18 protein-coding genes are annotated in these 25,783 nt (G+C 54.3%); 2 read left to right on the top strand and 16 right to left on the bottom strand.

The annotated features are described in order from the left end of the window. Positions 1 to 78: 78 nt before the first annotated feature. From GCU45_RS31785 to rhaB, 11 genes are all read right to left on the bottom strand, one after another. A complete protein-coding gene (locus tag GCU45_RS31785; RefSeq protein WP_152404003.1) occupies positions 79 to 759 on the bottom strand; it encodes a serine/threonine protein kinase in 681 nt (226 codons plus the stop codon). A 211-nt stretch (positions 760 to 970) separates the two neighbouring features. Continuing rightward, positions 971 to 3,046, bottom strand: a complete 2,076-nt coding sequence (locus tag GCU45_RS31780; RefSeq protein WP_152404000.1) for a serine hydrolase domain-containing protein — start codon at positions 3,044 to 3,046, stop codon at positions 971 to 973. A gap of 207 nt (positions 3,047 to 3,253) precedes the next feature. Next, the gene (locus GCU45_RS31775) at positions 3,254 to 5,500 is read right to left on the bottom strand and encodes an FAD-dependent oxidoreductase (protein WP_152403998.1); all 2,247 of its coding nucleotides are present in this window, start codon (positions 5,498 to 5,500) and stop codon (positions 3,254 to 3,256) included. Between the two features lie 4 nt (positions 5,501 to 5,504). Next, the gene (locus tag GCU45_RS31770) at positions 5,505 to 6,350 is read right to left on the bottom strand and encodes a carbohydrate ABC transporter permease (protein WP_076166330.1); all 846 of its coding nucleotides are present in this window, start codon (positions 6,348 to 6,350) and stop codon (positions 5,505 to 5,507) included. Positions 6,351 to 6,373: 23 nt separating this feature from the next. Continuing rightward, positions 6,374 to 7,255, bottom strand: coding sequence for a carbohydrate ABC transporter permease (locus GCU45_RS31765; RefSeq protein ID WP_076166334.1), 882 nt, complete (start codon positions 7,253 to 7,255; stop codon positions 6,374 to 6,376). 348 nt (positions 7,256 to 7,603) lie between these two features. Continuing rightward, positions 7,604 to 8,944, bottom strand: coding sequence for an ABC transporter substrate-binding protein (locus GCU45_RS31760; protein ID WP_152403996.1), 1,341 nt, complete (start codon positions 8,942 to 8,944; stop codon positions 7,604 to 7,606). 151 nt (positions 8,945 to 9,095) lie between these two features. Further along, entirely contained in the window at positions 9,096 to 9,845 is a 750-nt protein-coding gene (locus GCU45_RS31755) for a response regulator (protein ID WP_076166342.1), read from the bottom strand. A 119-nt stretch (positions 9,846 to 9,964) separates the two neighbouring features. Next, entirely contained in the window at positions 9,965 to 11,755 is a 1,791-nt protein-coding gene (locus GCU45_RS31750) for a sensor histidine kinase (protein WP_152403994.1), read from the bottom strand. A 238-nt stretch (positions 11,756 to 11,993) separates the two neighbouring features. Next, positions 11,994 to 13,268: a BNR-4 repeat-containing protein gene (locus tag GCU45_RS31745; RefSeq protein WP_244364694.1), complete on the bottom strand. Its 1,275-nt coding sequence runs from the start codon at positions 13,266 to 13,268 to the stop codon at positions 11,994 to 11,996. A 519-nt stretch (positions 13,269 to 13,787) separates the two neighbouring features. Further along, positions 13,788 to 15,065 (bottom strand): L-rhamnose isomerase, encoded by a 1,278-nt coding sequence (gene rhaA, locus GCU45_RS31740; protein ID WP_152403992.1) that lies wholly within the window; start codon positions 15,063 to 15,065, stop codon positions 13,788 to 13,790. Positions 15,066 to 15,101: 36 nt separating this feature from the next. Then, positions 15,102 to 16,550: a rhamnulokinase gene (gene rhaB, locus GCU45_RS31735; RefSeq protein ID WP_152404705.1), complete on the bottom strand. Its 1,449-nt coding sequence runs from the start codon at positions 16,548 to 16,550 to the stop codon at positions 15,102 to 15,104. 252 nt (positions 16,551 to 16,802) lie between these two features. On the opposite strand from rhaB, the gene GCU45_RS31730 reads away from it, so the two are divergent. Then, complete coding sequence (locus GCU45_RS31730; protein WP_167527302.1) at positions 16,803 to 17,696, top strand: AraC family transcriptional regulator; 894 nt, start codon at positions 16,803 to 16,805, stop codon at positions 17,694 to 17,696. 86 nt (positions 17,697 to 17,782) lie between these two features. Here GCU45_RS31730 and GCU45_RS31725 read toward each other — a convergent pair whose 3' ends face one another. The 3 genes from GCU45_RS31725 to GCU45_RS31715 form a co-directional block, all read right to left on the bottom strand. Next, on the bottom strand, positions 17,783 to 19,498 hold the full coding sequence (locus GCU45_RS31725) for a histidine kinase N-terminal 7TM domain-containing diguanylate cyclase (protein ID WP_152403988.1): 1,716 nt from the start codon (positions 19,496 to 19,498) through the stop codon (positions 17,783 to 17,785). 200 nt (positions 19,499 to 19,698) lie between these two features. Then, positions 19,699 to 20,568 (bottom strand): sugar phosphate isomerase/epimerase family protein, encoded by an 870-nt coding sequence (locus GCU45_RS31720; RefSeq protein WP_089547084.1) that lies wholly within the window; start codon positions 20,566 to 20,568, stop codon positions 19,699 to 19,701. After that, positions 20,568 to 21,560, bottom strand: a complete 993-nt coding sequence (locus GCU45_RS31715; RefSeq protein ID WP_076166373.1) for a Gfo/Idh/MocA family protein — start codon at positions 21,558 to 21,560, stop codon at positions 20,568 to 20,570. Before GCU45_RS31715 ends, GCU45_RS31720 begins: the two co-directional genes overlap by 1 nt. Before the next feature lie 305 nt (positions 21,561 to 21,865). Between GCU45_RS31715 and GCU45_RS31710 the strand changes: the two genes are divergently transcribed. Further along, positions 21,866 to 22,066 (top strand): hypothetical protein, encoded by a 201-nt coding sequence (locus GCU45_RS31710; RefSeq protein ID WP_244364767.1) that lies wholly within the window; start codon positions 21,866 to 21,868, stop codon positions 22,064 to 22,066. Positions 22,067 to 22,133: 67 nt separating this feature from the next. Here GCU45_RS31710 and GCU45_RS31705 read toward each other — a convergent pair whose 3' ends face one another. Continuing rightward, entirely contained in the window at positions 22,134 to 23,438 is a 1,305-nt protein-coding gene (locus tag GCU45_RS31705) for a discoidin domain-containing protein (RefSeq protein WP_244364766.1), read from the bottom strand. A gap of 177 nt (positions 23,439 to 23,615) precedes the next feature. Further along, positions 23,616 to 25,568 (bottom strand): elongation factor G, encoded by a 1,953-nt coding sequence (locus tag GCU45_RS31700; RefSeq protein WP_152403986.1) that lies wholly within the window; start codon positions 25,566 to 25,568, stop codon positions 23,616 to 23,618. Positions 25,569 to 25,783 lie beyond the last annotated feature (215 nt).

The raw sequence follows: 25,783 nt of genomic DNA, 5'->3' as shown, positions 1-25,783 counted from the left end.
TCCCCATCTCCTCCTTCCTGCCCGGTAGGTCTTTATTGTAAACCCTGACACTAATGTGAGGGTCAAGAGGCAGGCCAATTAATTTTTTATAAAAAGCTTTCGTATGCGTTCGGAAAATTCCTGTAAATTAATGTTCAACGGATCGAGATGGTTATAAGCCGTCTTCACGGCTTCGATCAGCCATAAGGGAATCCTTTTGCCTTCCAGCAGCGGATATACGTTATCATACGCCCATTCCAGATGCTCCCACCGCTTATCGTTTCCGCTCTGGACATATTCAGACACGTCAATGACTTTCCCGCGCCCGTCCTGAAGCAGCACGTTTTTCAGATGAATGTCCCTTGGGTTAAGCCCTTTGCTCCTAACAAATGCACGGGCGGCATCCACGTCGTCGATGACCTGCCTTGGCACCGGGATTCCATACAGGAGGCAATCATACAGAGTCATACCTTCTTCCCGGCTGATGACGACATAGCGTTCTCCTGATCCGTAAAACACAGGAAAAAACGGACTGCCTTCCAGCCGGCTGTAGACATGAATTTCCGCCTGCTTCTTTGGAAGCGCAGCTTCCGTGTATAGCTTATATGCATACGCTGGAAGCGGTTCGTATACAAACACAGCTGCGTCGGTTCCGATGCCGATACAGACTAAATCCTCCGATTCACCGGTTATCGCCACCGGCTCGTTGCTGCCTTGTTTCAGCACTTCCATTCGAGATAGTGCATGCTCGGCCTGCTTCCACTCTTTACTGTTGTTCATTGTTCGACCGCCCCCTGCGAGCTTAGGTTTTACTTATTCTACTGTATTTGAGCCGGGTAATCCAAGTGAATGGCAGCTCGTTAGTTACAGCCAGAATTTCGCTCCCTCTGTAAAATAAAACCACCGCCCCTTTAGTAAATGAAGGATGCGGTGGTTCTGCATTCAATCGCTATAAAATGATGAATGATGATAGCAGGTTACGTATTATACCTTACTTTTTATCGAGTTTGACGTCGAACGAAGCTCCGGCGTCTCCTGCGAAAACAACGGTTCCGTCCTTAGGCAGGACAACTTGGTTAGATCCGCTGACTTCACTCATATTTACGAGCTTGCCTTCGGCGTCATAAACGACGAATCCTCCTTCAACCGGAAGCTTCACTGTCATCGTTTTTCCGGCGGCTTGCTTCGGAACCGTGAACCATCTTGCATAACCATCCGCCTTGATGCTGACGGTCGATTGTTTGCCATGGTACAGCGGCTTCACCAGATCCTCGCTGACGAATACGCTGCCCGCAGCTTCCAGGTATTCGGCTCCGTCTTTTTTATAGAAGCTGTATTCCGACGTGTCCCGGCCGCCCATGCCCGGAACCTGAAGAACGCTGGCTGCCGTATTCGGTTCGGTAATTTTTTTGTCGTTCAAATACCCTTGGAAATCTTGGGCCCGCTTGATCTCCAGCGTAGGCTTCATCAAATACATGACTGACGTGTATTTTTCGTTCACCGGATAATAGGTTTTACCTTCACGCTGATCCCAAGCTTTGGCCGTATCCTTTGAAAGCGGGTTGCTGTCCAGCTTTTGAGCCAGATAATGGGACAACGCTATTTGCCCAAGCTCAGGAACGCTGCTGTATTCCTGGACCCATAGGTAAGTCAGGCCATTCTTTTCCTTCACAATGCTGACTTTCGCGGTACCCGCTTCGTTTACGAACGTTCCGTCCGAAGTGTACACATATTTCTCTGCAGGATACTCAGGCACATTCGGAACCGAGACGGACATCATTCCATCCTTCAGGTCAACCTTGACCAGTTGATTGGTCGAGCCATAATATCCGGCTTCCTTCTTCAGATCTTCCGGCATGCTGGCCGGAACCGGTTTACCGAACGATTTGTCCGGTTTGATCTCTTTGATCGTCCCTTTTTCTTTCAGCGCTTCCAACAGAATCTGAGTCGCAAGGAGCTGGTTCGTCGAGCTGCTTCCGCCTGATGATACGACAGCCGCAGCCATATTCTGATCCGGAAGGGCGATCAGCGAAGCGTGGTACAGAATCGTGTCCCCGCCTTTGACGACTGCTTTGATGCCGTAATCGTTAAACGGATACAGCCTTACGCTGTCCCAGCCCAGGCCGTAATCGACGGAATTGTCCGCATCTTTTGGCCACAATCCTTTTTTGTATTCAGGCTGACCCATAGCTTCCACCGACTTGGCTGACAGGATGCCCTGCTGTTGTCCGGTAAAAATTTGCGAGAACCGCGCCAAATCCTCCGCTGTGGAATAAATGCCTCCCGTTCCGATCACGTTCACCGTTTCGTTCGGCAGCTGCTGCTGAATGCCGGGATAATAGAGACCTGCCGTTTGGGAAGGATCCACCATATCCTGCGAAGTTTTGGTATTCTTCATGTCCAGCGGTCCGGTGAAATATTGATGAACGAAGGCAGTAAATTTCATACCGCTTACGCGTTCCACCAAGATCTCTGCCAGCGTAAAGCCGTCGTTGCAATACACCGAGAAAGCGCCCGGATCGGCCTTTAAGCTTTGTTTGGACAGCTGCTCAAGCAGAGTGTCGTGCGCGTAAGGGTCCGAGTCTTCAAACAAAAACGCATTATTCAGGCTGGAACCTTGAATCCCGGAGGAATGGTTCAGCAGCATGCGCGGGGTAATTTGCTTGTAACGCTCATCCTTCATTTTGAATTCCGGTATGTACTGTACAAGCGGGGTATCCAGGTTGATTTTCCCCTCGTCAACCAGTTTCATGACGGCGGCGGTCGTAAACATTTTACTCGTTGAGCCGATGCCGTACATCGTGCCGCTCGTTAGCGGAACCTTGCCCCCTTGATCATTCGTTCCGGTTTGGCTGGAAACTCGGATCTTCCCTTGGTCGATGAGCGCGTACTGCACGCTGATCGTCCCGTACTGCTTCGTTAGCAGTTCCGCTTTCTCTGCGGCGATTTGTTCAAGCCCCTTGGCTGCCGGAACCGTCGCTTCCGTGCCGGACGCCATCGCTGCGGTGGGAACCAGCGGAGTCAATGTCAGTGCGGCGGCCAGAAGCCATGCCATCCTTTTTTTCATGAATGAACCTCCTTTTGTTGGACTATTCGGTACTACGTTCATCACCCCGAATTTGGTTCAGTTTTCCAACAAAAAGGGAACATCGTCTCATACTGCGGTTCGACATAGGACCAACTATCTAGCTTGCCTTAACTAAAAGGCAGCCATCTTGGTGGATGGCTGCCTCAAGCCGTACTTTTGCGATAATGGGTTCCGTTGACCTTCCAATCAATATACCCGAATCTCTACGAGTTCGGCGGCAGGGGCACCGTTTGTTTCTTCGATCACGAGGCGCAGCGCGTCGGCGGAAATACGCTCATTCAAAGCGATCCGATTGCTTCTTCGCCGATTATCGTGAACACTGGCGATCGTGCCCCATTCCCCACGGATGCATGCCTCGATCCGGTATGACTTGACCAGTTCAGGAATGATTTCGAACGGTGTACGGTGATGATGCAGATTGATCAGGTCTTCGTTGACGTCGTCGTTCCATGTCAGCCGCACCTCCTGCAGCGTGATTTCACTCTCCCATGTCAACTGCAGCCATGTCTCGTCCTCCGGCCCAATCGGATCCGACGCCCACAGATTGGGTCCGCCGAACGGCCGCTTGTATCCGCCAATCGCCTTCGCCGGCGAATAGGCAGCGGTCGTACCCAGAACCTTGAAGCAGAACGGCTGCCGGACCAGCGCCTTCATGCTCCAGGCCACGACGGGCTGATTCTCGTCATGGTCCTCCAAATCAGCTGAAGCGTTAGGCACCGCCCCCTTCTCAAATGCGAGGACGCCGGTAAGGGGTTCAGCCGCCCGGTACAGGCTAATGTCTGGATTCCTGCGGATGATGACAAAAGCATTCTGCGGCGTGTCCGGTGCCCAAGCCAGCGGAAGGGATATCCACTGCGCTTCGCCCTTGGAAACAGCTGCTTCGGCTTCAGCCACCTTTGTGCAGGGCACATAATTTTCCGGACGTCCTGTATCCCACAACTCCACCATCAGCCGGGTATCCCCGCTCGCGTTCAGGAGCAGCTCCAGTCCCTGCATCCCCGGCTCCACCGGAAACAAAATTGCGGCATCCCGCTCCAGCCGGTAGGCTGAATCCGGTTTGGTGACGCCGATGCTGCCGCGGACCGACGAGGCCGATACCTTTGCCTGGCGGGCGAGGTCCCGGTCGTCTTCATGCCGCAGGCCGATGATGGACGCATCCAGGCGCAGCAGCGTCTGCTGCAGCTCGTGCAGATGCGAGCGGTAAATGGCCCGCGGCGGCACGCCCTTCGCCGCGCAGAGCGCAGCGGCGGTTCCTGCCGCTTCCCCCATCACCGCGCATGTCGCCATGACACGCGTTGTACCAAAAGCCACGTGGGAAGCGCTGATGTTGCGGCCGGCGAACAGTAGGTTGGAGACGTTCGCCGAATACAGGCTGCGGTACGGAATATGGTAGATGCCGTCCGCGTGCATATGCTTGGAGCCGCTGGCTTCGGCATACATCCCCTGCGGCGGGTGCAGATCGATGGACCAGCCGCCGAAGGCGATGCGGTCAGGGAACGGCTCCTGCGCGATGATGTCATTCTGGTTCAGCACATAGTCGCCGACAAAGCGGCGATATTCCCTTTTTCCCGGAATGGAACCGACCCATTCCAGCGTCATGGCGTCGGCATCAAACCGCCCTGAATTTTTAATATAATCCCAGATCCCATAGATAACCGACCATAGTTCATCCCGGATGACCTCGTTGTCATGGACCGTGTCCAGTTCGCCTCCCCACTCGATCCACCAGTAATGGCAGCCCGAGTCGCCGCTGCGGATGACCCGCTTGATCGGAATCGGCGTCTGCGTAATGTCCTTGGCGAAAGAAGGCGGTACGAACCGGACGGGATGACCCGCGTCCTTCGTGTAAAACAACAGCGTACTGCCCAAGGTGATACCGTCCGCCTCCTCCGGCGCCCACGCTTCCCCGTATTCACGGGAGGCTTCCCGGCCGATCCGGCAGCGGGCGCCCGCCATAAAGCCGACGAGACCGTCGCCGGTACAATCGAGAAAGACGGGGCTTTCCATGCGGATGCGCCGCTCGGAGCCCATCATCCAGCCGGTCACCGACCGGATCGTCCGGTTCTCCTCCGGACCGTCCGCCTCGACTTCATGCACATCGGTGTTCAGCAGCAGCGTAATGTTCGGCTCCGCCCGCACCGCTTCCAGGATCACCAAATCCCACAGATACGGATTGCCTTCCGGATTGCGGTATTGGTTCTCGACGAACAGTTCGCCCATGATGCCGGTCTCCCTAGCGTACCGGTTAATGCCGTGCGCGGTCGCCCCGCACACCCACACCCGCACCTCACTGCTTGAATTGCCGCCGAGTACCGGGCGGTTGTTCACAAACACGACCTGGCTGCCGAGCCTTGCCGCCGCAATAGCGGCACATACCCCGGCCAGCCCGCCGCCAATGACGGTTACGTCGCTTCGTATCGTCTCGGTTTTCATCCTCTCACCCTTTCACCGCAGAGTTGGTCAAACCTTGAATAATGTAGCGCTGGCCGATCGCAAACACGACGATCATCGGGATAATGCCCGCTGACGCCGCGGCCATCATGCCGTTGTAGTCCACCGTATTTTCCAGGATAAAGTTCTGAAGTCCAAGCGGAATGGTGTACAGCCGCTCATCGATCAAAAAGACCAGCGCGTTCTCGTAATCGTTCCACTGCCAGGAGAAATCGATGATGGCCAAGGTGGCCAACGCCGGTTTGGCGAGAGGCAGTATGAGCCGGAAGAAGATCCGGAAATGCCCCGCCCCGTCGATAAAAGCCGACTCGGAAATCTCATGGGGAATGGACAGGAAGAACTGGCGCAGCATGAATACACCGAAAATCGTGAACAAGCCGGGCAGAATCAGGGCGAGATGCGTATTATAAATGCCGGCCCATTCAAACATGATGAACTTGGGCACGAACAGTACCTGCGGGGGAATCATCATCATGGATAAATATAGCATGAACAGCGCATTCCTTCCCTTGAATTCGATCCGGGCAAAACCGTAAGCTGCAAACGCAGACAGGAACGTGGCGCCCGCCATGCCGATCAGGGCAATTTTTAGCGAATTCAGGTAGTAAGTACCGAAGCTTTTCGGTCCGGTCCACACCTTGAGGTGGTGTTCCCATGTCGGATGTGCGGGAATCCACTCGATCGGGTATTTGAATACTTCGGTCGGTGTTTTCAAAGATGTGCTGATCATCCATAGAAAAGGCATAACCATCACGATGGCCAGCGCCAGCATGATCAGCGTCACCAGCAGCCTGCCCGGCGTGCCGGCCAGCAGTCGTTTTTGGAGTTCCATGATGCTTCAGGCCTCTCTTTCTCTTAGTAATGAACCCATCGTTTTTGGCCGATCCATTGGATCACCGTAATGATCAGGATGATGATGAACAGCGCCCACGATATTGTGGCGGCGTAGCCCATGTCGTAGTAACGGAAGGCGTTCTGGTAGACGTACAGGGACAAGATGGTCGTGCTGTTCCCGGGGCCGCCCTGCGTTGTCGCCTGAATAATGCCGAATGTCTTGATCGTCATGATCATTCCGGTCACCAGCAGCAAAAACGTGGTGGGGCTGACGAGCGGCCAAATGATTTTGCGGAGCAGCTGTCCTGGCCGGGCGCCGTCGATCTTCGCGGCTTCCAGCAGCTCCGGCGATACCTCCTGCAGCGCGGCTAAATAAATGATCATGTTATACCCCATCAGAAACCAGATCCAGATGATGTCGATCGCAAACATGGAGGAGGTGGTCGTCGACAGCCATCCGGGAGGATGATCAATGCCGATGCCTCGGAGAAATCCGTTGATCGGCCCCTGTTTCGGCTGGAACAGCAGCATCCACACAAACGCGACGGCCACCCCGCTCGTAATGTACGGCATAAAGTACAGGGCGCGCAGAAGCTTTTTCAAGTAGATCCGCTGGTTCAGGATGACCGCGACGACAAAGCCGAGCGCGATGGACACCGGCACCGCCACGAGGAACAGTACGGTGTTCTTCAAGGACAGGTAAAACAGCTTGTCGTGCAGCATCCGGGTCACATTATCAAGACCGACGAACCCGACCTTGGGATTCATGAATTTGTAATCCGTGAAGACTAAACCCAGAGAGTATGCGGCCGGTATGAGAAAGAACAGCAGCACGCCGATCATGCTGGGCCCGATGAAGACGTAACCCAGCCTTCGCTGCCTTCTCATCCAATGGTTGTTCATGCGTTTCGCCTACTTTCATATTTTTGATGTCCTCAGTCTAGCAAGCCGAGACGTTTCGCAGAAGGAACAAAACCATCGTCTTCATATCACAAAATGATGCAAAAAAGCGCTTCGAGGACGACTCGCTGCGCTTGTTCATCAAATCGTTCTATCTATAATCGGGCAGTTGAATCCTTGTCGGGCATGTGCATAAAGTTTCCACCGATCGCTGTTGTTCGCCGTTTTTGTTCTCTCTTGCCTCGGCACTTTTTTTGCTTAGATCCAAATATCCAGAATGCGGCAAGGGACAGCCAATAGACTTGGCCATCCCTTGTGTTCAAATGAGCGTACCACCTTCGTGCCAATAGGTCACTGCTGCGGATTGGATTTTAAATATTCGTCATGGCGTTTCACCATGGCCGCTACCGTCGCGTCCAGGTCCTGGGACCCCAGGAAGTACTTCTCGTATTCCTGCGAGCGCAGATCCATCACCTCCTGCGGAACAGTACGGACGAAGGTCGGCGTCTTGTTGTCAAACATGACGTACATCAAGGATTCCTGATCGTAGGTGTCCCCCTTGTCTCCCAGCATGCTCTTCAGCGCCGTATCCTGATCCGCATCCTTGGATGCAGGCAGACGCCCGCCCGCTGCCATCGGTGCCATGCCGCCGTCCGCGTACCATTTCAGAAACTCCCACGCTTCCTTCTGATACTTGGACTTGGCGTTAATCGATATATAATCGCCCAACCCGCCGCGGGTCACGTAGTTTGCGGCGTCTTCTTCCAGCCGCGGTACCGGTGCAAACGCAATTTTGAAATCGCGCGGATAATCGGTAAAGTTGTTGGAGCTGCGGAGCAGCCAGGCCCCGATGTTCAGCATCGGCACTTCACCGCTGAGGAACATTTGCTCGACCGGCATTTTGGACGTCAGCTGCTCGCCGAGCGGAGGCGTCGTCTTGTCATCCTTCATCATGCCATACAAGCTTTCCAGCCATTTGCGCACAAGCGGATGATCCAGATTGGAACTGCCGTCCGCCTTGGTATAGCCTTCTTTGGCAAGCACGGAGTCGATCGGATCGACAAACGGCTCGGTATTCTGAATAAAACCGTAGCCGTCCCCTTTCTTCAGCTTCTTGGCGTATTCCCTCATCTCGTCCCAGGTCCAGTCCTTCGGAACCGGGAGGTTGGCTGCATCCAGGGCATTCTTGTTCAGCGCGACGAAAAAGGAGCTTTTTGTCGTCGGTACGCCATAATATTTGCCGTCGATCTTCCAACCGGCCGCTTCGGGCCCCATTTTCTCATCGATATTATAGTCCGTGAAGGCGCTCAGGTCAGCCGCAGCCCCCGAAGCAACCCGTTTTGACGCCTGGGAAGCGGAATAGTTGACGAAGAGATCGACATCCTGTCCGGTCATAATCGCCGTATCCAGCTTCAAGTTGCCTTCATCGTCATTGACAAAGCGCACATACTCCACTTGAATATCCGGGTGATCCTTGTTCCAGGCATCCACCACCTCCTGCGGCCCGGCCTCCGGCGGAACCCCGCCCCACATTTTCAGTTTGACGGCGCCGCCTGAAGCGGACGAAGCGGCTTTTGCACTGCCCGCCGCCCCCTCGGCGTCCCCCTTACTGCCGCCGCCGGAGCAGCCCGATACCACGCCCGCGATCAGCGCCAGCGATACGAATCCCGCAAGCCAACCTTTTTTTCTCAATTGAAGCCCCCCGTATCAAAATGAATTGTTTTGTTGCAGCTCAAGGATAGCAAAGCGGCGGGCCCCGCCGTAAGTAACAGAATCATGATTTCCATGGAACAGAAATACGCAGTTCGGCGGCTCGTGACAGATACTGAATATGCATTTTGTTCTATTGCTTCATCCGGTATTGGCTCGGGGTCATCCCCGTCATCCGTTTAAAAATTTTGATAAAATAGTTGTCGTTCATGAAACCAACGTTCTGGCAGATCCGATTGACCGGAAGGTCCGTCGTCGTCAAGTATTCGATGGCCTTCTCGACTCTCGTCCGGTGCAGATAGTGGATCAAGGTCTCCCCTGTTTTCTTTTTAAACAAGGCGCTGACGTAGTTTTCCCCCATCATGACATAACGGGCGAGCGATTTGAGCGTAATGTCCTGATCGTAGTTTTGTTCGATATACTCCATAATTTTGTTCACTTCCGGGTGCGTAATCTTCTCCCGGGCCGCTGGCTGCCGAACCGGACGTTCAACTTGCGGCTGCCGGGCTGACAGCTCCCTGCTCACTTTGGACAGCGTCTCCCGAAGATCCTTCACGCTCATGGACAGTTTCAAAATATAGTTGGAGGCCCCGTACTCCATCGCTCTGCGCATGGATTCAAAGTCCCCGATGCAGGTCAGCATGACGAACTTGGACCCGATGCCGGCTTTCCGTGTTTCCTGCAGAAGTTCAAGGCCGTCCATCTGCGGCATGACGATGTCGCACAGCACCAGATCCGGCGGGTCGTTCTTGATCATCGGTAACGCTTCCAAACCATTGCTCGCCTCGCCCGCAAGCGTAAAGCCCATCTCCTCCCAACGGATGATCTCCTTGACCGACTCCCTCACGAAGGTTTCGTCTTCAACCAGCAGCACTTTCCACATGAGCGTTCACTCCTTAACAGCTAGATAGAAGGAACCAAAGAATGTCACAGCTCAAACTTAGAACAATTGCACAATTCAAGAAATCAGCCGGATCAACATTCTAGTTCCATTTAGATCGTTCATGATATCGATTGACGCGTATTCTCGTAGGGCTCGGACAGCAGCACGGGCAGGTGCATCCGGCACAGCGTACCCTGCTCAAGCGGGATGACCTCAAGCTCCCCTTTGTCCTTGAACAAAAGGCGCAGCCGCTCCCTCACATTTTGCAATCCGATACTCGGACGCTTGCGGGCTTCGCCCTGATTTTTGCTGGACTGCTCGATGCCGACGCCATTGTCTTCGACTTCCAGAGTGAGCCGGTCCTGCAGCAGCGGGCTGCGCCCCATCCGGATCAAAATGCGTCCGCCTTCGGCCATATTGCCGATGCCATGCTTAATCGCATTGTCTACCAAGGGCTGCAGGCTCAGCTTCGGCACCAGCGCGTACACCAGCTCCTCATCATAGCTGAACTCCACTTGAAAGCGGTTCCCATATCTCACCTGCTGAATATAAAGAAAGGCGCGCGTAAGCTCGATTTCATCCCGGAGATGAATCAGGTCCACGTCGGAGTTGAGGCTCGTCTCCAGCAGCTTTCCGAGCGACAGGCAGATCTCGGCGATATCTTCGCTACCGCTCCGTAGGCCGATCCACTTGATCGTGTTCAGCGTATTCAGCAGAAAATGGGGGTTCATCTGCGCCAGCAGCATTTGAAAATGCACCGCATCCTTCTGCCGTTCTTCGGCCCGCAGCCGCTGGACCAAACCGTTCATATCGACCATCATCGTGTTAAACGTCCGGGTCAGTTCCAAAATTTCTCCCTTATACCGCTTCTCAGGCAGCCGGATCCGCAGATCCTTGCGGACTGCCTCCTTCATCTTGATCTGCATATGCGACAACGGCCTTGTAAACGCATGGGCAATCATGAACGCAACCGCAATAAACGCGGCGGTAATGGCATAAAAGGTTACAAAGTATTGCTTCTTCAGCGTTTCGATTTCCCGGAACAGCAGATGAAGCGGTATTCGATCCACGAGGTACCAATCCAGGGAAGACAAATAGCTGTAATTCACCAGCGTGTCGGACTGCTGATTCGTCCAATGACCGCTCTGCGGCATGTCTGCGATTTCTTTGACGGCTGCGGCAGACAATGACGAATCGGGAATCGACCTTGCGATCACCTCACCGGTACGGGTCATGATGAAGTAGGCTTGATCGCTTTCGGATTTTTGCAGCATAGATTGAAACCAGAAGGAAAAATCGATGCTGATGCGTGCCAAGCCGTAGGCCTTGTTGCTCCGGTCACGCAGTTCGGCGTACAATGACAGCAGGCTCGGGCTCTTACTGATGTCCCGTGACACGTAATTGGCGTCGTCGGACACCCAGAGATAAGAGGACTTGGATTCCTTAAGCGCCTTGAAAGATGCGTTAGAAGCAATCTGGCTGTAATTCAGGGAAGTATTTGGCGGATAGGAAGTATACACATGGCCGCTGTTGTCGAGAAGCGTGAAATAGACGGATGGATTGTACAGGAAAAAGCTGTTGTTGAGCCCTTTGAACTTGTCCTCCATGATCTCTTTATTGTCCAGGACCGACCGTTCTTCCGGCTTCTGCAGAATGCGCTTCACCTCGGAATCCTGTTCCAGAAAAATCAGCGTCTTGAACGCGATGCTGAGCTGATCCTCAAGTGACCGGTGCAGATTGTACAGCTGCTCGTGGCTCTGTTCGCTGATTTTATTTTGGACAAGCGATTCGATTTTCTGGTAGTTGTACAAATTCAGCACGCTGAACGGAAGCAAAATGACGAGCGCAAACAGGGCAAACAACCGGTATTTCAGCTTGTGGGGAATGAGGTGACCGAGCCATTTCCGCATAACGAGAACTCCTTTTTTACACTTGGTGCTCCCATTATATCTCACACGATGTCCCTAGATAACAATGTTCGTACAAGAGCGTAAATTTGTAGTGTGCAACCCTGCAAAAAACATCAAATCGTTCTATTGACACGCTGCTGTTGGTCCTGCCAGTTAACGAAAAAAGAACCGCACCCTTATGCGGTTCTTCAGGAGATTTATACGTATACTTTGATATCGTTTCAGAAAGATCGCAGGCTCAGTTTCTACCGTAATACAGCTTGCGGTTCGTGACGTCCACAAGGTACAAAATATCAATACCGTTATCATTACGCTCTACACTAAGCCGCTCGATCGGCTTGCCTGGCGCGATGGACGTTTGGTTCCAGCCGCCGCCCATCGGTGCGGCCATAAATGCGCGGTCCGTACCGCTGCTCTTGGCGTAGTACACCCGCGGCACCGAGCCTGCCCATGTAATATCAATGGCTGCCTTGGTCTCGGATGCGTTATACACGGTTTGCAGGTTCCAGCCGTCAACTCCATAGGATGCATACTTCACGGAAAAGGCCGTGCTGCCTTCCTCCCGGTAGCGGTAGGCTACGACGGGATTTCCGGACGAATCGACGGCCAGTTTGGCGCTCTGCACACCGGGACCACCGGGGTCACTTCCCGTCTGAACATACGCTTCTGTCGGGGCGAGCGGCTGGATGATATCGGCGATTCCCGGCGTCAGCGGCAAGGAAACGGCGCTGCCGTCGGCCTTGTAGAAGCTGCCTGTCGATGGGCTGTATTTGACGTAAGACAATTCATGCCGCAGCGGACTGGCCGCAAATGCGGACCACTCGAACAAAATGTGAAGGTCGCCGTTCGCATCAAACACAAGATCATCAGGGTAGAATGATTTGTTCAAGGACGAGCCGATCACGGCCACCTTGGACCATGTGGAAGCCGCGTTATCCCACCGAAACAGCTGCCCTGAACGGTAGCCGGCGGCGTCTTCGCCGGACCGGATCAACAGGTATACGTCTCCGTTCGGTGCCGTGGTCAAGACGGGATAGGTGCCTTTAAATGTGGAAGGCGTTGGCATATCGGCGGAATGGTTTTGTGGCGCTCCCCCTACCGTGTCGGATCGGAAATAATGCCATGCTTCGTGGTGCATCGAAGCGAACACGTGAAACCTGCCGCTCCCATCCCGCGCGATCGAGGGCTGATTATGTCCCAAATCATCACTGTATTCTGCAACCGAGCTCCCGTTCATGACAGGAATATTGGACCATTCCCCGTTCCCGTCCCGCCTGGCGATATATACTTTATGCGTTGACTCGGCGCTTCCCGGCGCGTTATACGCCATGTAGGCGTACTCCAATCCCGTTCCATACGTTTCGAGGGGCGTCCACCAACCCGCTTGGTTGCTTGAATCCATGGCATATGGCACCTCGGTCAACGCCGCGGCAGCACTGCCCATCCCGGACGGCAGGAGCGCAGCCAGCATCAACGCCGCCGCTCCGATTTTCCACGGTCTTCCTTTTTTCATATCTTCAGCCTCCTTTAGGTAAAGTAACCCCTTCATATGCCTGAAGCATGAGACTCCATCCCGCCCACAATGTGAAGCGCTTTCATGTTATTAGAACGCTCATGCGCACGGTTATCGTAGCACGAGGTTCGACCCCCGTGTCATACACAAATTGATGCTTCCCATAGAACAAAATCACGTCTTTTTTCATTCAGCTGGAAACAGATATAGAACGAATTAGCAGTGCGCGGACATCCCATTAAAACGGTCCAGCCGCTTGCATGGACTAAACTTAGCGAGAAGTATGATGCGAGAATAATTCTGCCCTGCCAGGCCACACGATACATTTATTGCCGACGTAAGAAAAACGTCTATCGACGTACTTTCAAAGAAGACAGACCGCGTTTAAAGGTAATTTTTCTTGCAATATCAGGAAGCCATCGCTCTGGGGTTTATACTTTCTGATATTATAAAAAAACGACGCCGGATGCGGCGTCGCTACTGTTATTTAAAGCACTTCCTTCTCAGCTCTGCCAGAAATTAAGAGTTCTGAACCAGGCTGTATCTAGCGGATAACACTTGCTCCTCATAGCGTTTCACTTCATGCAGCCACTGCTCACGCACACGCACGCCCTGCGAAGCGCAGTAGTAATCCCACACGGCACCGAATGGGTAGGATTTGAACTCCTCGGTCAAAGCCAGCCGTGAGGTGAAATCGCCTGCAAGCTCGATCCTTTTCAGCTCATCCACCGGTTCCAGCATGGCCCGGAGGAGCGCTTTGATCGTATTGCGGGTGCCGATGACCCAAGCTGCAATGTGATTGATGCTGCCGTCAAAGAAATCCAGGCCGATGCTCGTTCTCGGCAGCAAATCACCCCGGACCAGCTCGCGGGCGATTTCGAGCAGCTCGTCATCCATCGTTACGACATGGTCACTGTCCCAGCGCACGGGACGGCTGACATGCAGCAGCAAATGTTCACTGAACATCAGGATGGACGTCAGCTTGTTGCTGATCACTTCGGTCGGATGGAAATGCCCAGCATCGAGGCAGACCGATTTTCCCCGTGACAGCGCGTAACCCATATAAAATTCGTGCGAACCCACAACGTAGCTCTCGGAACCCAAACCAAACAATTTGCTCTCCACCGCGTCGATGTTATACGACGGATCGATCTCTTCGCGGAAAATCTCGTCAAGCGAATCGCGCAGCCGCTGGCGCGGCGACAGGCGGTCGACCGGCGTATCCTTGTACCCGTCGGGTACCCAGCTGTTGGTCACGCAGGGTTGACCCAGCTCGCGGCCGAAATACTCGGCAATCTTGCGGGACGCCTTGCCGTGGCGGATCCAGAACTGGCGGATTTCATCATCTGCATGGCTGAGCGTAAAACCGTCGGCCGCTTTCGGGTGGGAGAAATACGTAGGATTGAAATCCAGACCGAGTCCCTGATCTTTGGCCCAATCGACCCAACGCTGAAAATGGCGGGGCTCGAGCTCGTCAAGGTCAACCTTCTCTTCGGTGTCCGCATATATCGCATGGAGATTCACTTTATGCTTGCCGGGGATCAAGGACAAGGCTTTTTCCAAATCGTCTCTCAGCTGATCCGGCGTGGCTGCGCGTCCCGGATAACTGCCGGTTACCGCAATTCCTCCGCTAAGCTCCGCGTCTCTGAACAGAAAACCTCGCACATCGTCCCCCTGCCAGCAGTGGAGCGAAATTTTAATTTGCGCCAGCTTTTCCAGCGCCTGGTCGACGTCGATCCCATACTGGGAATATAGCGTTTTGGCATCCTCATAGCTCTTCCGAATTTGTTGATCCATATTACTTGCCTCCCGAAAATTGGATTTGGTAAATGATCATTTTTTCACGATCCTATTCCAGCGATCCTTAACGCCTGCCGCAAGGGGACCTGGTCTATAGCGGGTCACTTCAAAAGATTCGGCAACGGTTTTTCTGGCTTCGTGAATATCCCTGAACACTCCAGTTTGGATCATTTGGACCATCAGGTTGCCGAGCGCCGTGGATTCGACGGGGCCTGCACAGACCTCCCTGCCTGTGGCGTCCGCTGTCAGCTGGCAGAGCAGCTCGTTTTTCGCTCCGCCGCCCACGATGTGCAGGACTTCGACGGATTCTCCGGTCAGCGCTTCCAGCTCATCCAAGTAAGTGCCGTAGCTTAAAGCCAAGCTGTCGAAGATGCAGCGTGCCACCTGGGCCAACGACTCCGGAACCTTCTGCCCGGTGTCCCTGCAAAAGCGGCGGATCTCCTCCGCCATATCCGGCGGATTTAAGAACCGGTCGTCATTGCAGTCGATCAGGCTGCGGTAAGGCTCGCTCTGCTCCGCCATTTGAACCAGCTCAGCAAAGCTGTACCGGTCTCCGCTCTGCCGGCGAACCTCCTGTATTAACCAGAGGCCCGTAATATTTTTCAAAAAACGATAAGTTCCGTACGCGCCCCATTCGTTGGTGTAGTTCGCTGCCATCGTTTCCTTCGTGTTCAGGGGCTGATCCCTCTCCACGCCCAGAAGTGACCAAGTGCCGCTGCTCAAGTAGGCCCAGGAACTCCCCTCACGGGCAGGCACACCAAGCACCGCGGAAGCGGTATCATGGGTTGCCGCAACGACGAGGCTGCATGACGGCAAATCGTACCGCTGCTGAAGTGCCGGGTCCAGCCCTCCAAGGGAGGTTCCCGGCTCGGTCAACGCAGCAAACTGTTCCCGCCGCATCCCGAGAATGGACAACAGCTCTGCATCATAATCCCGGCTCTGCAAGTTCAGCAGCTGGGTGGTGGACGCGTTGGTCACTTCGTTGATCCGTCTGCCTGACAGACGGAAATACAAATAATCCGGTACGAGCAGAACCTGGTCCGCCCGTGTCCGTTCTTCCCGGTCATGTGCAAACAGCTGGTAGATCGTGTTGAACGTCAGCTGCTGGATGCCTGTCTTCTCATACAGGGCTTCGCGGGAAATCAGCTTTTCCAGCTCCGCCGGGGCCGAATCCGTCCGCCGGTCACGGTACGCATAGACTTCCCTAAGCCTCCTGCCTTCCCGGTCAACCAGTGCATAATCCACTGCCCAGGTATCGATCCCCAAAGTACAGGAATCGATGCCGGCCTTCTTGGCTGCCTGCAGCCCTGCAACGATTTGCTCCAGCAAATGCTCGATATCCCAATACAGGGAGCCGTTCAGCTCACGGAAGCCGTTGTCGAATCGGTGGATTTCCTCCAGCGCAAGCTTGGAATCCTTCAGCCTTCCGAGAACAAGGCGCCCGCTTGATGCCCCGATATCGACGGCGATATGAGCATCCATCCATCCATCCCCTTTCTGAACCAAGTTCGTCCTCCCCCATGGAAACGCTTTCGAATCGCTTTGCTATATCAGGAATAGTTTCTGCCGCCAGCCTTTCGGCTGCTCCCATATACCTTGTCGCGCAACATTCCAGCGTTCCATGACCAGATCTTGTTCTATCCTCCTATTTATCATAAAATGATTAACACCCCGGGTAATTTAGGTGAAAGCGACATTTTACCCGGTAATTCCGACATAGCGAGGATAATCATCATGCCTAAGCGTACGGTAAGGCTGCTGAGCGGAAGGGAGTATTTCAACAATTGGGATGACTTCTCGATTTTCGTAAACCGCAACGCCGAGTCCTATGAGTTAACCGAACATCACCATGATTTTCTGGAAATGAGTTATGTCAGTGAAGGAACCGGGTATCACCATACAGGCGATGCGGTCATGCCCGTATCTGCGGGGGACCTGTTTGTCATTCCGATCGGCGCTTCGCATGTGTTCCGGCCGGGGTCAACGGCCAAGGACCGTCAGCTGATCGTGTATAACTGCCTGACTTCCATGGAGAATGCCACCAAAATTTTGGAAATGGTGCCTGGAGGCGATGAGCTTGGAAAGCTTCTGGCTTTTAACGAAATCATGCACTACCGCGACCGTGACGGCGAAGCCAAAGGCTGGTTTGAACGGCTCTATCGTGAGTATTCGGTGGAGCGTACCGGAAGGGAAACCGCCTTGTATGCAGGCATGCTTCAGCTGATGATCTGCATCATCCGGATCCATGAAGCCGCGGTGGAAGGGGCACCGCCGCCTACCGTAGGTATGGACCATGTGCTGTCCATGCTTCATGGCCATTACAGCCGTCCGTTTACCGTAGAGGAGCTTGCCGGTGAGCTGGGGATTGGGGAGCGGCAGTTTCAGAGGCTGTTCGTCAAACATACCGGACTCACACCCATCAAGTATCTGCAGCGGATCCGGATTCAGGAGGCTTGCCGCCTGCTCCGGTCAAGTCACCTCCGGATTCACGATATCTCAGGCGCCGTGGGGTATACGGACATCGCGTTTTTCAACGGGCTCTTCAAGAAGATTACCGGCATGACGCCAAGGGAATACCGGCAGTCACACGCATCCATAACGAGGACGGCCGCCAGAACGGAAGATTAGTGTGACAATGTAGTATTCATATACACTATGCATATACACAAATAAGGCCAGCCCCCAATGGTCTGGCTTCCTTCGTTCCATATTGTTCAGGACGTTTCCGCGGCAATCCGCACCGTGTCTCTTCCGGCCCGCTTGGCATCGTACAGCGCCCGGTCGGCCATCTTCAACAGCCGCCGCAGTTCGGCATCCGGCCATTCCTCTCCTATAGGGAGTACTCCCTCGGATGTGTCTTCCAATCCTGATGCAAGACCCCCATCACGGACCCAGGCTGACGACGGGCCGGTATCGCCTGCCTCCCTGCTCGCCGCTGCTTCCATTCTCGCCAAGCAGGCCGCAGGCAAGCCTGCGGCGCCAAAACTAACCGTCATCGACAGGGGACCGCCCGCTGTCTCAAGCGGCTGCAGGGCAAGGCTGGCGCGTATGCGCTCCGCTGCCCCGGCAGCCTCTTCCGGACTGAGCCCCGGAAGGGCGACCACAAACTCCTCGCCCCCGTACCTGCCAAACACATCCTCGGGGCGCAGCTGCTCACGGCATACCGCGACGATGTGCATCAGGGCGTCATCGCCCGTATCATGCCCGAACTCATCGTTGATCCGCTTGAAGTGATCGATGTCGAACAGCAGCAGCGACATCGGCTCCTCCTGTTTCAGGCAGTCGTACAGCAGGCCGCTGGCCAGCTTCATAAAATGGACACGGTTGTAAATCCGCGTCAACCCGTCATAGTAAGCCAGCTGGCGAAGCTCTTCCTGAAGACGCGCTTTCTCGGTGACATCGATCAGCACGATCAGCCGTCCGGCAGTCTGCCCGCCCTGATTGAGGATGACAGACGTCCGGATTTGATAGTTGAAGTTCCTCTCTCCGATATGCCAGTACAATTCCTGGATATCCGCTCCTGAACCGCTATCCGTATCCGGATCGTAATGAAGCAGCGGTCCACCGGCGTGCTTTTCCCACAGCCCTTCCAGCTGCTCCCCAATGGACGAGACACCGAGCTCTGGAATCATGGCGCCGGCGGCAGGGTTGTAATCGACCAGCCGGTTGTCCCTGTCGAGCACCAGCACCCCGTCACGCATGCTGGCAAACAGCTTGTCCCGGGCAATCGGAGCGACGTGAAACAATCCTTTGGACACAAGCGCCCATAAGTAAAGCGCTGAAGTCACCGTCATGATGACCGGAATCGGATCCATCCCTTCAGGGGTTAGACCGCCCAGGTAAAGAAAGTCTCCGGCAAGCGGCAGCACCAGGCCGATCAGCATCGTGCCGAGCTGAAAGCGGTAAGAAGGCATTCTCCGCCAGTTCCTCAGCAGAAGCACGACACCGCCGATCATGCACCCGAACGTGTAGGCACCTTGAATAATATACCAGGGCCCCCCCACTACGTCCGCCTTAAGGCTGGACCCGCCTGCCCGCAGGACAATGTCGCGGTAATAGAGGTGATGCGAATCGTTCGTCATGACCAGCAGCAGTGTGACGGCGGGAATGATGAACATGGCTATCTTGAGACGCCTTCCCAAATAACGCTCCATACCGAGATAGGACATAATGATGAGCAGATTCAGCGGAGGCAGGAACGGCATGCCCAAGTATTCGAACTTGATCCAGAACTTGATTTCTTCGAGCGAACCGCTGGCAAGTTCAAGCGCGGACCCGAACGTATAAATGGCTGCCAAAAGGCTGAACGCAAAAAAGGTTCTCACCATGGTGAGCTTGGACCTTCCCGACAGGGCATATAAACCCATCAGAAGATTTAACACACCGGCGGATACGATCAGAGTCAGGACAGCGGAGTAAGGTGTTCCCATAAGGTTGCAGGCTCCAAATCATGTGTGGTTAGCCGGAGCCGACGCGGTCCGGACATTGTTATCCCGATGTTACCACAGGAAATAAGGGCAAGGATACAGAAAAATAATCATCCCGCCATCCGAGATGGCGGGATGATGACGGGATTGAATCCCCTGGATGCCTTTCATTCAAGACAGCCGGATATATATGCCGGTCCAAATCATTTAAAATACTGAGCCAAATGTTCGGCAGCCTTCACGATCCCCTGCCGCTCCGCCTCGATCGATCCCCAGAACCGGTGATCTTCGAGCTCGATACTTACCGCTCCCTGATAACCAAGCCGGTCAAGCCTTACGGCAACCTTGCTCCATTCCACTTCGCCATGCCCAGGGATCGTATAGCGCCATGAGCCTTCAGAGAAGCCATATTTCTCCCCGAAGGTTGCCGGGATGACGCCGCACTCGTACAGCTCATCGTGCAAAATTTCCGTGTCCTTGCCGTGGCAGTGAACGACACGGTCCCCGAATTCGCTTAAAGCGCGGAGATAATCAATGCCCAGCCGGACCAGGTGGGAAGGATCATAGTTGAGCCCGAAATGCCGCGAAGGGATCGCTTCGAACATCGCTCTCCACATTTCCGGCGTACATCCCAGTGTCGGATAATACGGCGCCGGACCGGGCCAGCCCTCGATCGCCATATATACACCCTTCTCCTCGGCATGGCGGACCAGTTCCGGAAACGTATCCTTCCAGATAGCGAAGCCCTCCCTGCGCGGCAGTGTATGGTCTTCCGGGACGAGACACATAAACATGACACTGCCGCCGAGTTCCGATATTCCGTCCATTTGCTGTTTTACTGAGGTCACAGCCGCCTCTCTTACAGAGTCGTCGCGGCTGAGAAGCTTTGCCGTTTGCTGGGCATCGACCGATCCGATTCCGATGCCGGCCTCTTCGCACGCCTGCTTTACTTCCGGAGTCAGCTGCGGAACATCCAGAATATCCAGCCCGGCTTCTGCTGCCCACAGAGCCGTTTGCCGGATACCTTCCGCACCGATTTTGGGTGGTATCCGCATTCCGATAGGATTGCTCATTAGACGTTTTCCTCCTCTGTTATCGATGCGGCCTGCGGAACATAGCCTGCCGCCTGGTAGATCATCTCGGACAGCTTGACAACCTTCAGGGCGAATTCTCCAGGCACCAACACTTCATGCCGTCCCAAAATCGCATCGATGAAGCTTTTGTCCTGATTCGTCGTCTGCTCCGGCAGATCAGGGACGATCGGTTCCTGCTTCAGCCGCCGCAGCGTGATTTTTCCGTTGTCATAGAAGATACCGCCGTCCTCGCCGCAGAACACGAAGGTTTCATGCCAGCAAGGTGCGTAGCCGACCAGATTCAATCCAGCCACAGCGCCTTCCGCAAACCGGATCGAGGTAAAGGTATCGATTTCGACCGGCGCACCATGCATATGCAGCTGCGGTTTGACGTCTACCGGCGTCAGCCCGGTGGTCCAGAGCAGCACATCGATAATGTGGCTGCCGGAATCCATCAGGAAGCCGCCCCCGGAGAGTGCCGGGTCTTGCCGCCAGGAACCGGGCGTCCCCTGTCTCCATTCCTGGTACAGTGAAGCGGTAACTGAAGTGACCTTGCCGATGACGCCGCTCGCAATGGCATCCCTTATGTACAGGAACTCGGGTTGAAAGTGGCGCTGATACGATACCTGCAAAATTTTCCCCGCCTGCTCGGCGGTATGAATCAGCAGCTCGGCCTCGGCCGAGGAGCAGGTCATCGGCTTCTCGATCAGAACATGCAGACCGCTGCTGAGCACATCCTGCGCCTGCTGAAAATGCTGGGTGTGCGGTGAACAGATCACCACCGCGTCCAGCTCTGCCTGTGCCAGCATGTCCTCGTAATTCGAGTACTGGCGGGCTTCACGAAGCTCGAATTTTTCCACAAAAGCATTCCGATTCTTGTCACTGGTGTCCGTCAAAGCTGTAATTTGAACCTCCGGTAGTTCCAGCAGTTGTCTGGCATGCCAAGCGGCGATGCCTCCCGTGCCGATGATGCCTACGCGAACTTTGCTCATGTACACAGCCTCCTCAATAAAATACGGTACAGTAAGGATACTTCCATACGGCTTGCCGGCTTCATCTCAGCAGTATTTTATGTCATCCTCATTATAGAAATGAAAGCGCATCCGAACAATGCAATATAACGACAACTTGACGGCCGTCCTGTCACGATTTCACAGAAAGGGCGGCACTTTTGAAACTGAGACTATTACTTCTGTCAGCTGCTTATTTTCTAAACGCTCGATGATAAGCGGATATAATAGCTCCGATATGGAAAAAGCTGAAATATACTCATTACAAGGACAAAGGAAGCTGGCCCATGGATATGCATGCGATTAACAGCTGGATCAGGCAGCTCGCCCACAATTACTTTTTAATCGTCATCGCCGCGGTCGTCTTTTTTCTGTTCAAAGCGGTGCTCGGTTATTTAACCTACCGCCATTACGATAAGAAGCTGGAAGCATTAAATCGTAAGCTGGACAGGTTAACGGATGAGCTCGGCAAAATCAAACGCGATTGACGGCAAAGCACCGCCAGCCTCTAAACGAGAGCTGACGGTGTTGAACGGCTCACGCGAGGTTAGCGGTTTATGGATACAGGCCAATTTCGGCGATCTGCAGCTCCGCGCCTCCATTGTTCGCCGTCACGTTGAGCCGGTAATACGAATAAGCGGTCGTGTTGCTAAAGGTATACGTTTTCGTCAGGAAGCGGCTTGCAAAGGTTTGGCCTGTACGGGTATCCAGCGTCGTCCAGCTCGTTCCGTTATTCGATCCCTGAAGTGACCAATTCTTCGGATCCCTGGCTGGAAAATCATTAGCTGACGTTACCGAGTAGGAAGTGGCGATATGGGATGCCCCGCCGCCGAATTGATACTGAATCCACCCCGCATTCGTGAAAATCAGCCATTTCGTTGAGCTGCTACCGTCAAACGCCTTCTCCTTCTCTTCGCCGGATGGACTACCCATTGCGCTGGCGGATACCGTGCCGCCCGTCGTTAACGATCCGGTAGCGGGTGCGCCCAGCGCACTGTTGATCGCCGCCGCGTAGTCCGCCGCCGAACCCCCGCCCGGATTGTTCAAAATGGCGTCATAATACCAGATAAAACCTCCCTGGATGCCCGCCGACGACTTCCATGCGCTCATCCGGCTGTTGACTTGAGCCGGGGTGTTGCCGCCGCTGGACGTTTTGCTGTCTAATCCCGGCATTACCGTCATCCCGAGCTGGCTGCTCCAGGCTGCCGGATCATTCCCCGCTCCTCCGTCGTATACCTGCAAATACACACGGTCCACGCTGGATCCCAGTTGGGATTTGACGCTCTGCCAATAGCTGACGTTGGTATAAGGACACAGCGTGATTTTTAAGCCCATCCCGGACAGCATCTTGCCAAAGGCGACCGCCGAATTAACGTCGTATAAGTCCTCGTTGTCAAAGCTCACCGCATCGACCCCAAGCGCCGACTTGAGCGCAGCAAAGTTTTTGTACAAAATGCTTCCGGTTCCCGTCCCTTGAGAGGCGACGAGATTTTTGATGTTCTGGAAATCGCTCACGCCCCATGAACCAACGCTGATCTCAAGGCGCTTCACCGAAGTGGGCGCCTGCTTGAGCGAAGCCAGCTCGGCAGGCCATGATGCTTTGCCAACATAGGTGCCGTTAGATACCACCGGCTGATCGTTATACACCAGATCCCCGTTGCTGTTGACATGGATAGTCCACAGCATGACCGTCGTGAAACCGGAAGCTTTCAGCGTGTTCATCGTGTCGGTTCCCCCTGCATAGAACGGACCGCCGCCGTAAATCACGGATTCGGGTACCGTCTCTGCCGATGCGCTCCAAGGCAGCAGTCCAAGGAGCAAAAGGCAGCTCATGAGCGCTTTGAATGCTTTTCCTTTCAAACCAGTTCACCTCTCTACACAAAATGGATGGTTTCGGCTAATATACAGCAGATGAAACGTGGTGCCATCTAACGATATGTGTCATATTCGGCGTTCAGAATCAGATCTTGCATGACGGCTTACGGGCATGCCAACAATCCGACGTTCGCCCGGAACCTCGGATTGTGGATGTACCGTTTATTTTATTTTGTTGATATGCAGCATGTATTCACCGCGCTGGAGCGGATTCAGCTGCCTCCGTTGATTGACGGGGATCGGTGATGCAGCGGCGATGTATCCGCCCGGCTTTACCGACATCACGCCTTCTCCCCCTGTGAGCCCGTGCAGCTCGGTTTTTAAGAGGTCGGCATTTCGCACTGGAATTGTTCCCGTGACATATACGCTGCCGTGATCGAACTTCGGTTCCTCAAACGTCCCGTCCAGCGCCGTGATCCGAAACAGCACTTTGCTGATGCTCGATTCGGGAAGGCTGATCTGCAGCTCGCTGACCGGTTCGTACACCTGGGTCCCCGCTCTTTCCAGCGCTTTCATCAGAACAAGCGGTGTCAGCAGGCGGAAATCCTTTGCCGTAGATACGGGGCTGCTGTAACCGCTGTGGGTCAGGGTAACCGTGATATCGGTAACGCCCCACCCGTACAGCCCTTCCTGGAGGACCTCCGTTACGGTTTCCCGGATCGCCTTTTGAAAAGACAGCGGAAGCGATCCCAGTTCAACCTCCAGGCGGTATACCAGACCGGAATCTACTGGCCCCGGATCGACGCGGAAGCCGACCGTTGCCCAGAACGGGTTGTCCGGCTCACCAATGCTTTCCGCAGCCTCCCCGGAAGATACCGGTTTTTCGATGCAGATCACTTGCGGTGCCGAGAAAGCAGCCTCAATCGCATACCTCTCTCTCAGCGTTTCCAGCAGCACTTCCTGCTGTACCTTGCCGAAGACATGGATGATATTTTCGTGGGTTTGAGAGTCGTATACATACTGCAGAAACGGGTCTTCCACGGTCAGTTCGCTCAGCGCCTGATGAAGCAGGTGACCGTCTTCCGGCCGGACCGCAGATACCTTCACTTGAATCGGAGGCTTCTGAAAACGGAATACCTTCATGCTCTCCGACACGCAGCCGATCACGTCCCCTACCATCACCTGCTCGCTGCCAAAAATCGCGATATCCCCGGCATCGACCTGCTGAACCGGTTTCCTTTCGCCATCTTTCAGCCCGTACAGCTGCTTGATTTTAATCCGTTCCGACAGGCCATCCTGCGTCATGACCGTCACATCAGCCCGGGTCTGCAGCTGTCCGCCAAACAATCGGACAAAAACGAGCCGTTCCCCGCCCGCCTGGATAACCACTTTGAAGACCAATCCTGACAACGGCAGAGCGGACAGCGCCTGCGATGCTTGGACAGGAAAATAACGGGCCAGCCCGGAGAGCAGCTCCCGAACCCCCAAGCCTCTCGCCGCCGATCCGGCAAATAGCGGAAACGCAAGTCCCTGCCGGCATTGTCTGCCCAGCTCCTGCATCAGCCGCTCTTCAGTTATAACCTCATTATTTGCGAAATCTTCCATCAGCGCTTCGCTGCCCAAAGCCAGCACTTCGATCCAGCCGGAACCTCCAGGATCCGCCGGAACCACCTGAACAGACTCGCTTCCCTCTTGCTGGGCAATTGACACATCACATGTGCGTTCATCCAGCAGCTTGCGGATTAAATCCCGCACCCGAATGAAATCCGCACCCAGCCGATCGATTTTATTAATAAAGAAAATAACCGGGATTCCGTGCTCCTTGAGTGTCTGCATCAGCACCCGCGTCTGTGCCTGAACTCCCTCAACCGCGGATACGACCAGAATCACGCCGTCCAGAACACCAAGGGAATGTTCAACTTCGGATATAAAGTCCGCATGCCCCGGCGTATCGATGACATTCACCTTCAGATCGCCCAGCATAAACGACACGGCTGCCGCTTTAATGGTGATCCCCCTTCTCCGTTCCATGTCCAAAGAGTCGGTGATCGTACTGCCTTGGTCGACCGATCCCGCCTCCTCGATTACCCCTGCCTGAAACAGAATTTGCTCCGTCAAAGTCGTTTTGCCGGCGTCAACATGGGCCAAAACTCCAATATTTATCGTATCGTTCATATCGCTCTAACCTCACAGGTTTCATTAGATTGGATCCTTTCGGTTTCGTGTCGATATAGCGTTGCCGCATGCGTACCGCCTCCTGTATAATTTGTAAACTTATTGTATCCCTGTTCCGGACATCCGGAACGGGTATAAAATGCTTATAGCTAAAAAATATCCGGCCACGCATTTTAAATAGCGCCAAAAAAAGACCGCTCCCGTCAGGCCGGAAA

The organism is Paenibacillus cellulositrophicus, assembly GCF_009363095.1.
GTDB classification, from domain to species: domain Bacteria; phylum Bacillota; class Bacilli; order Paenibacillales; family Paenibacillaceae; genus Paenibacillus_AQ; species Paenibacillus_AQ favisporus.
The sequence above is the reverse complement of the archived record's forward strand: the minus strand, read 5'-3'. Positions and strand labels throughout refer to the sequence as shown.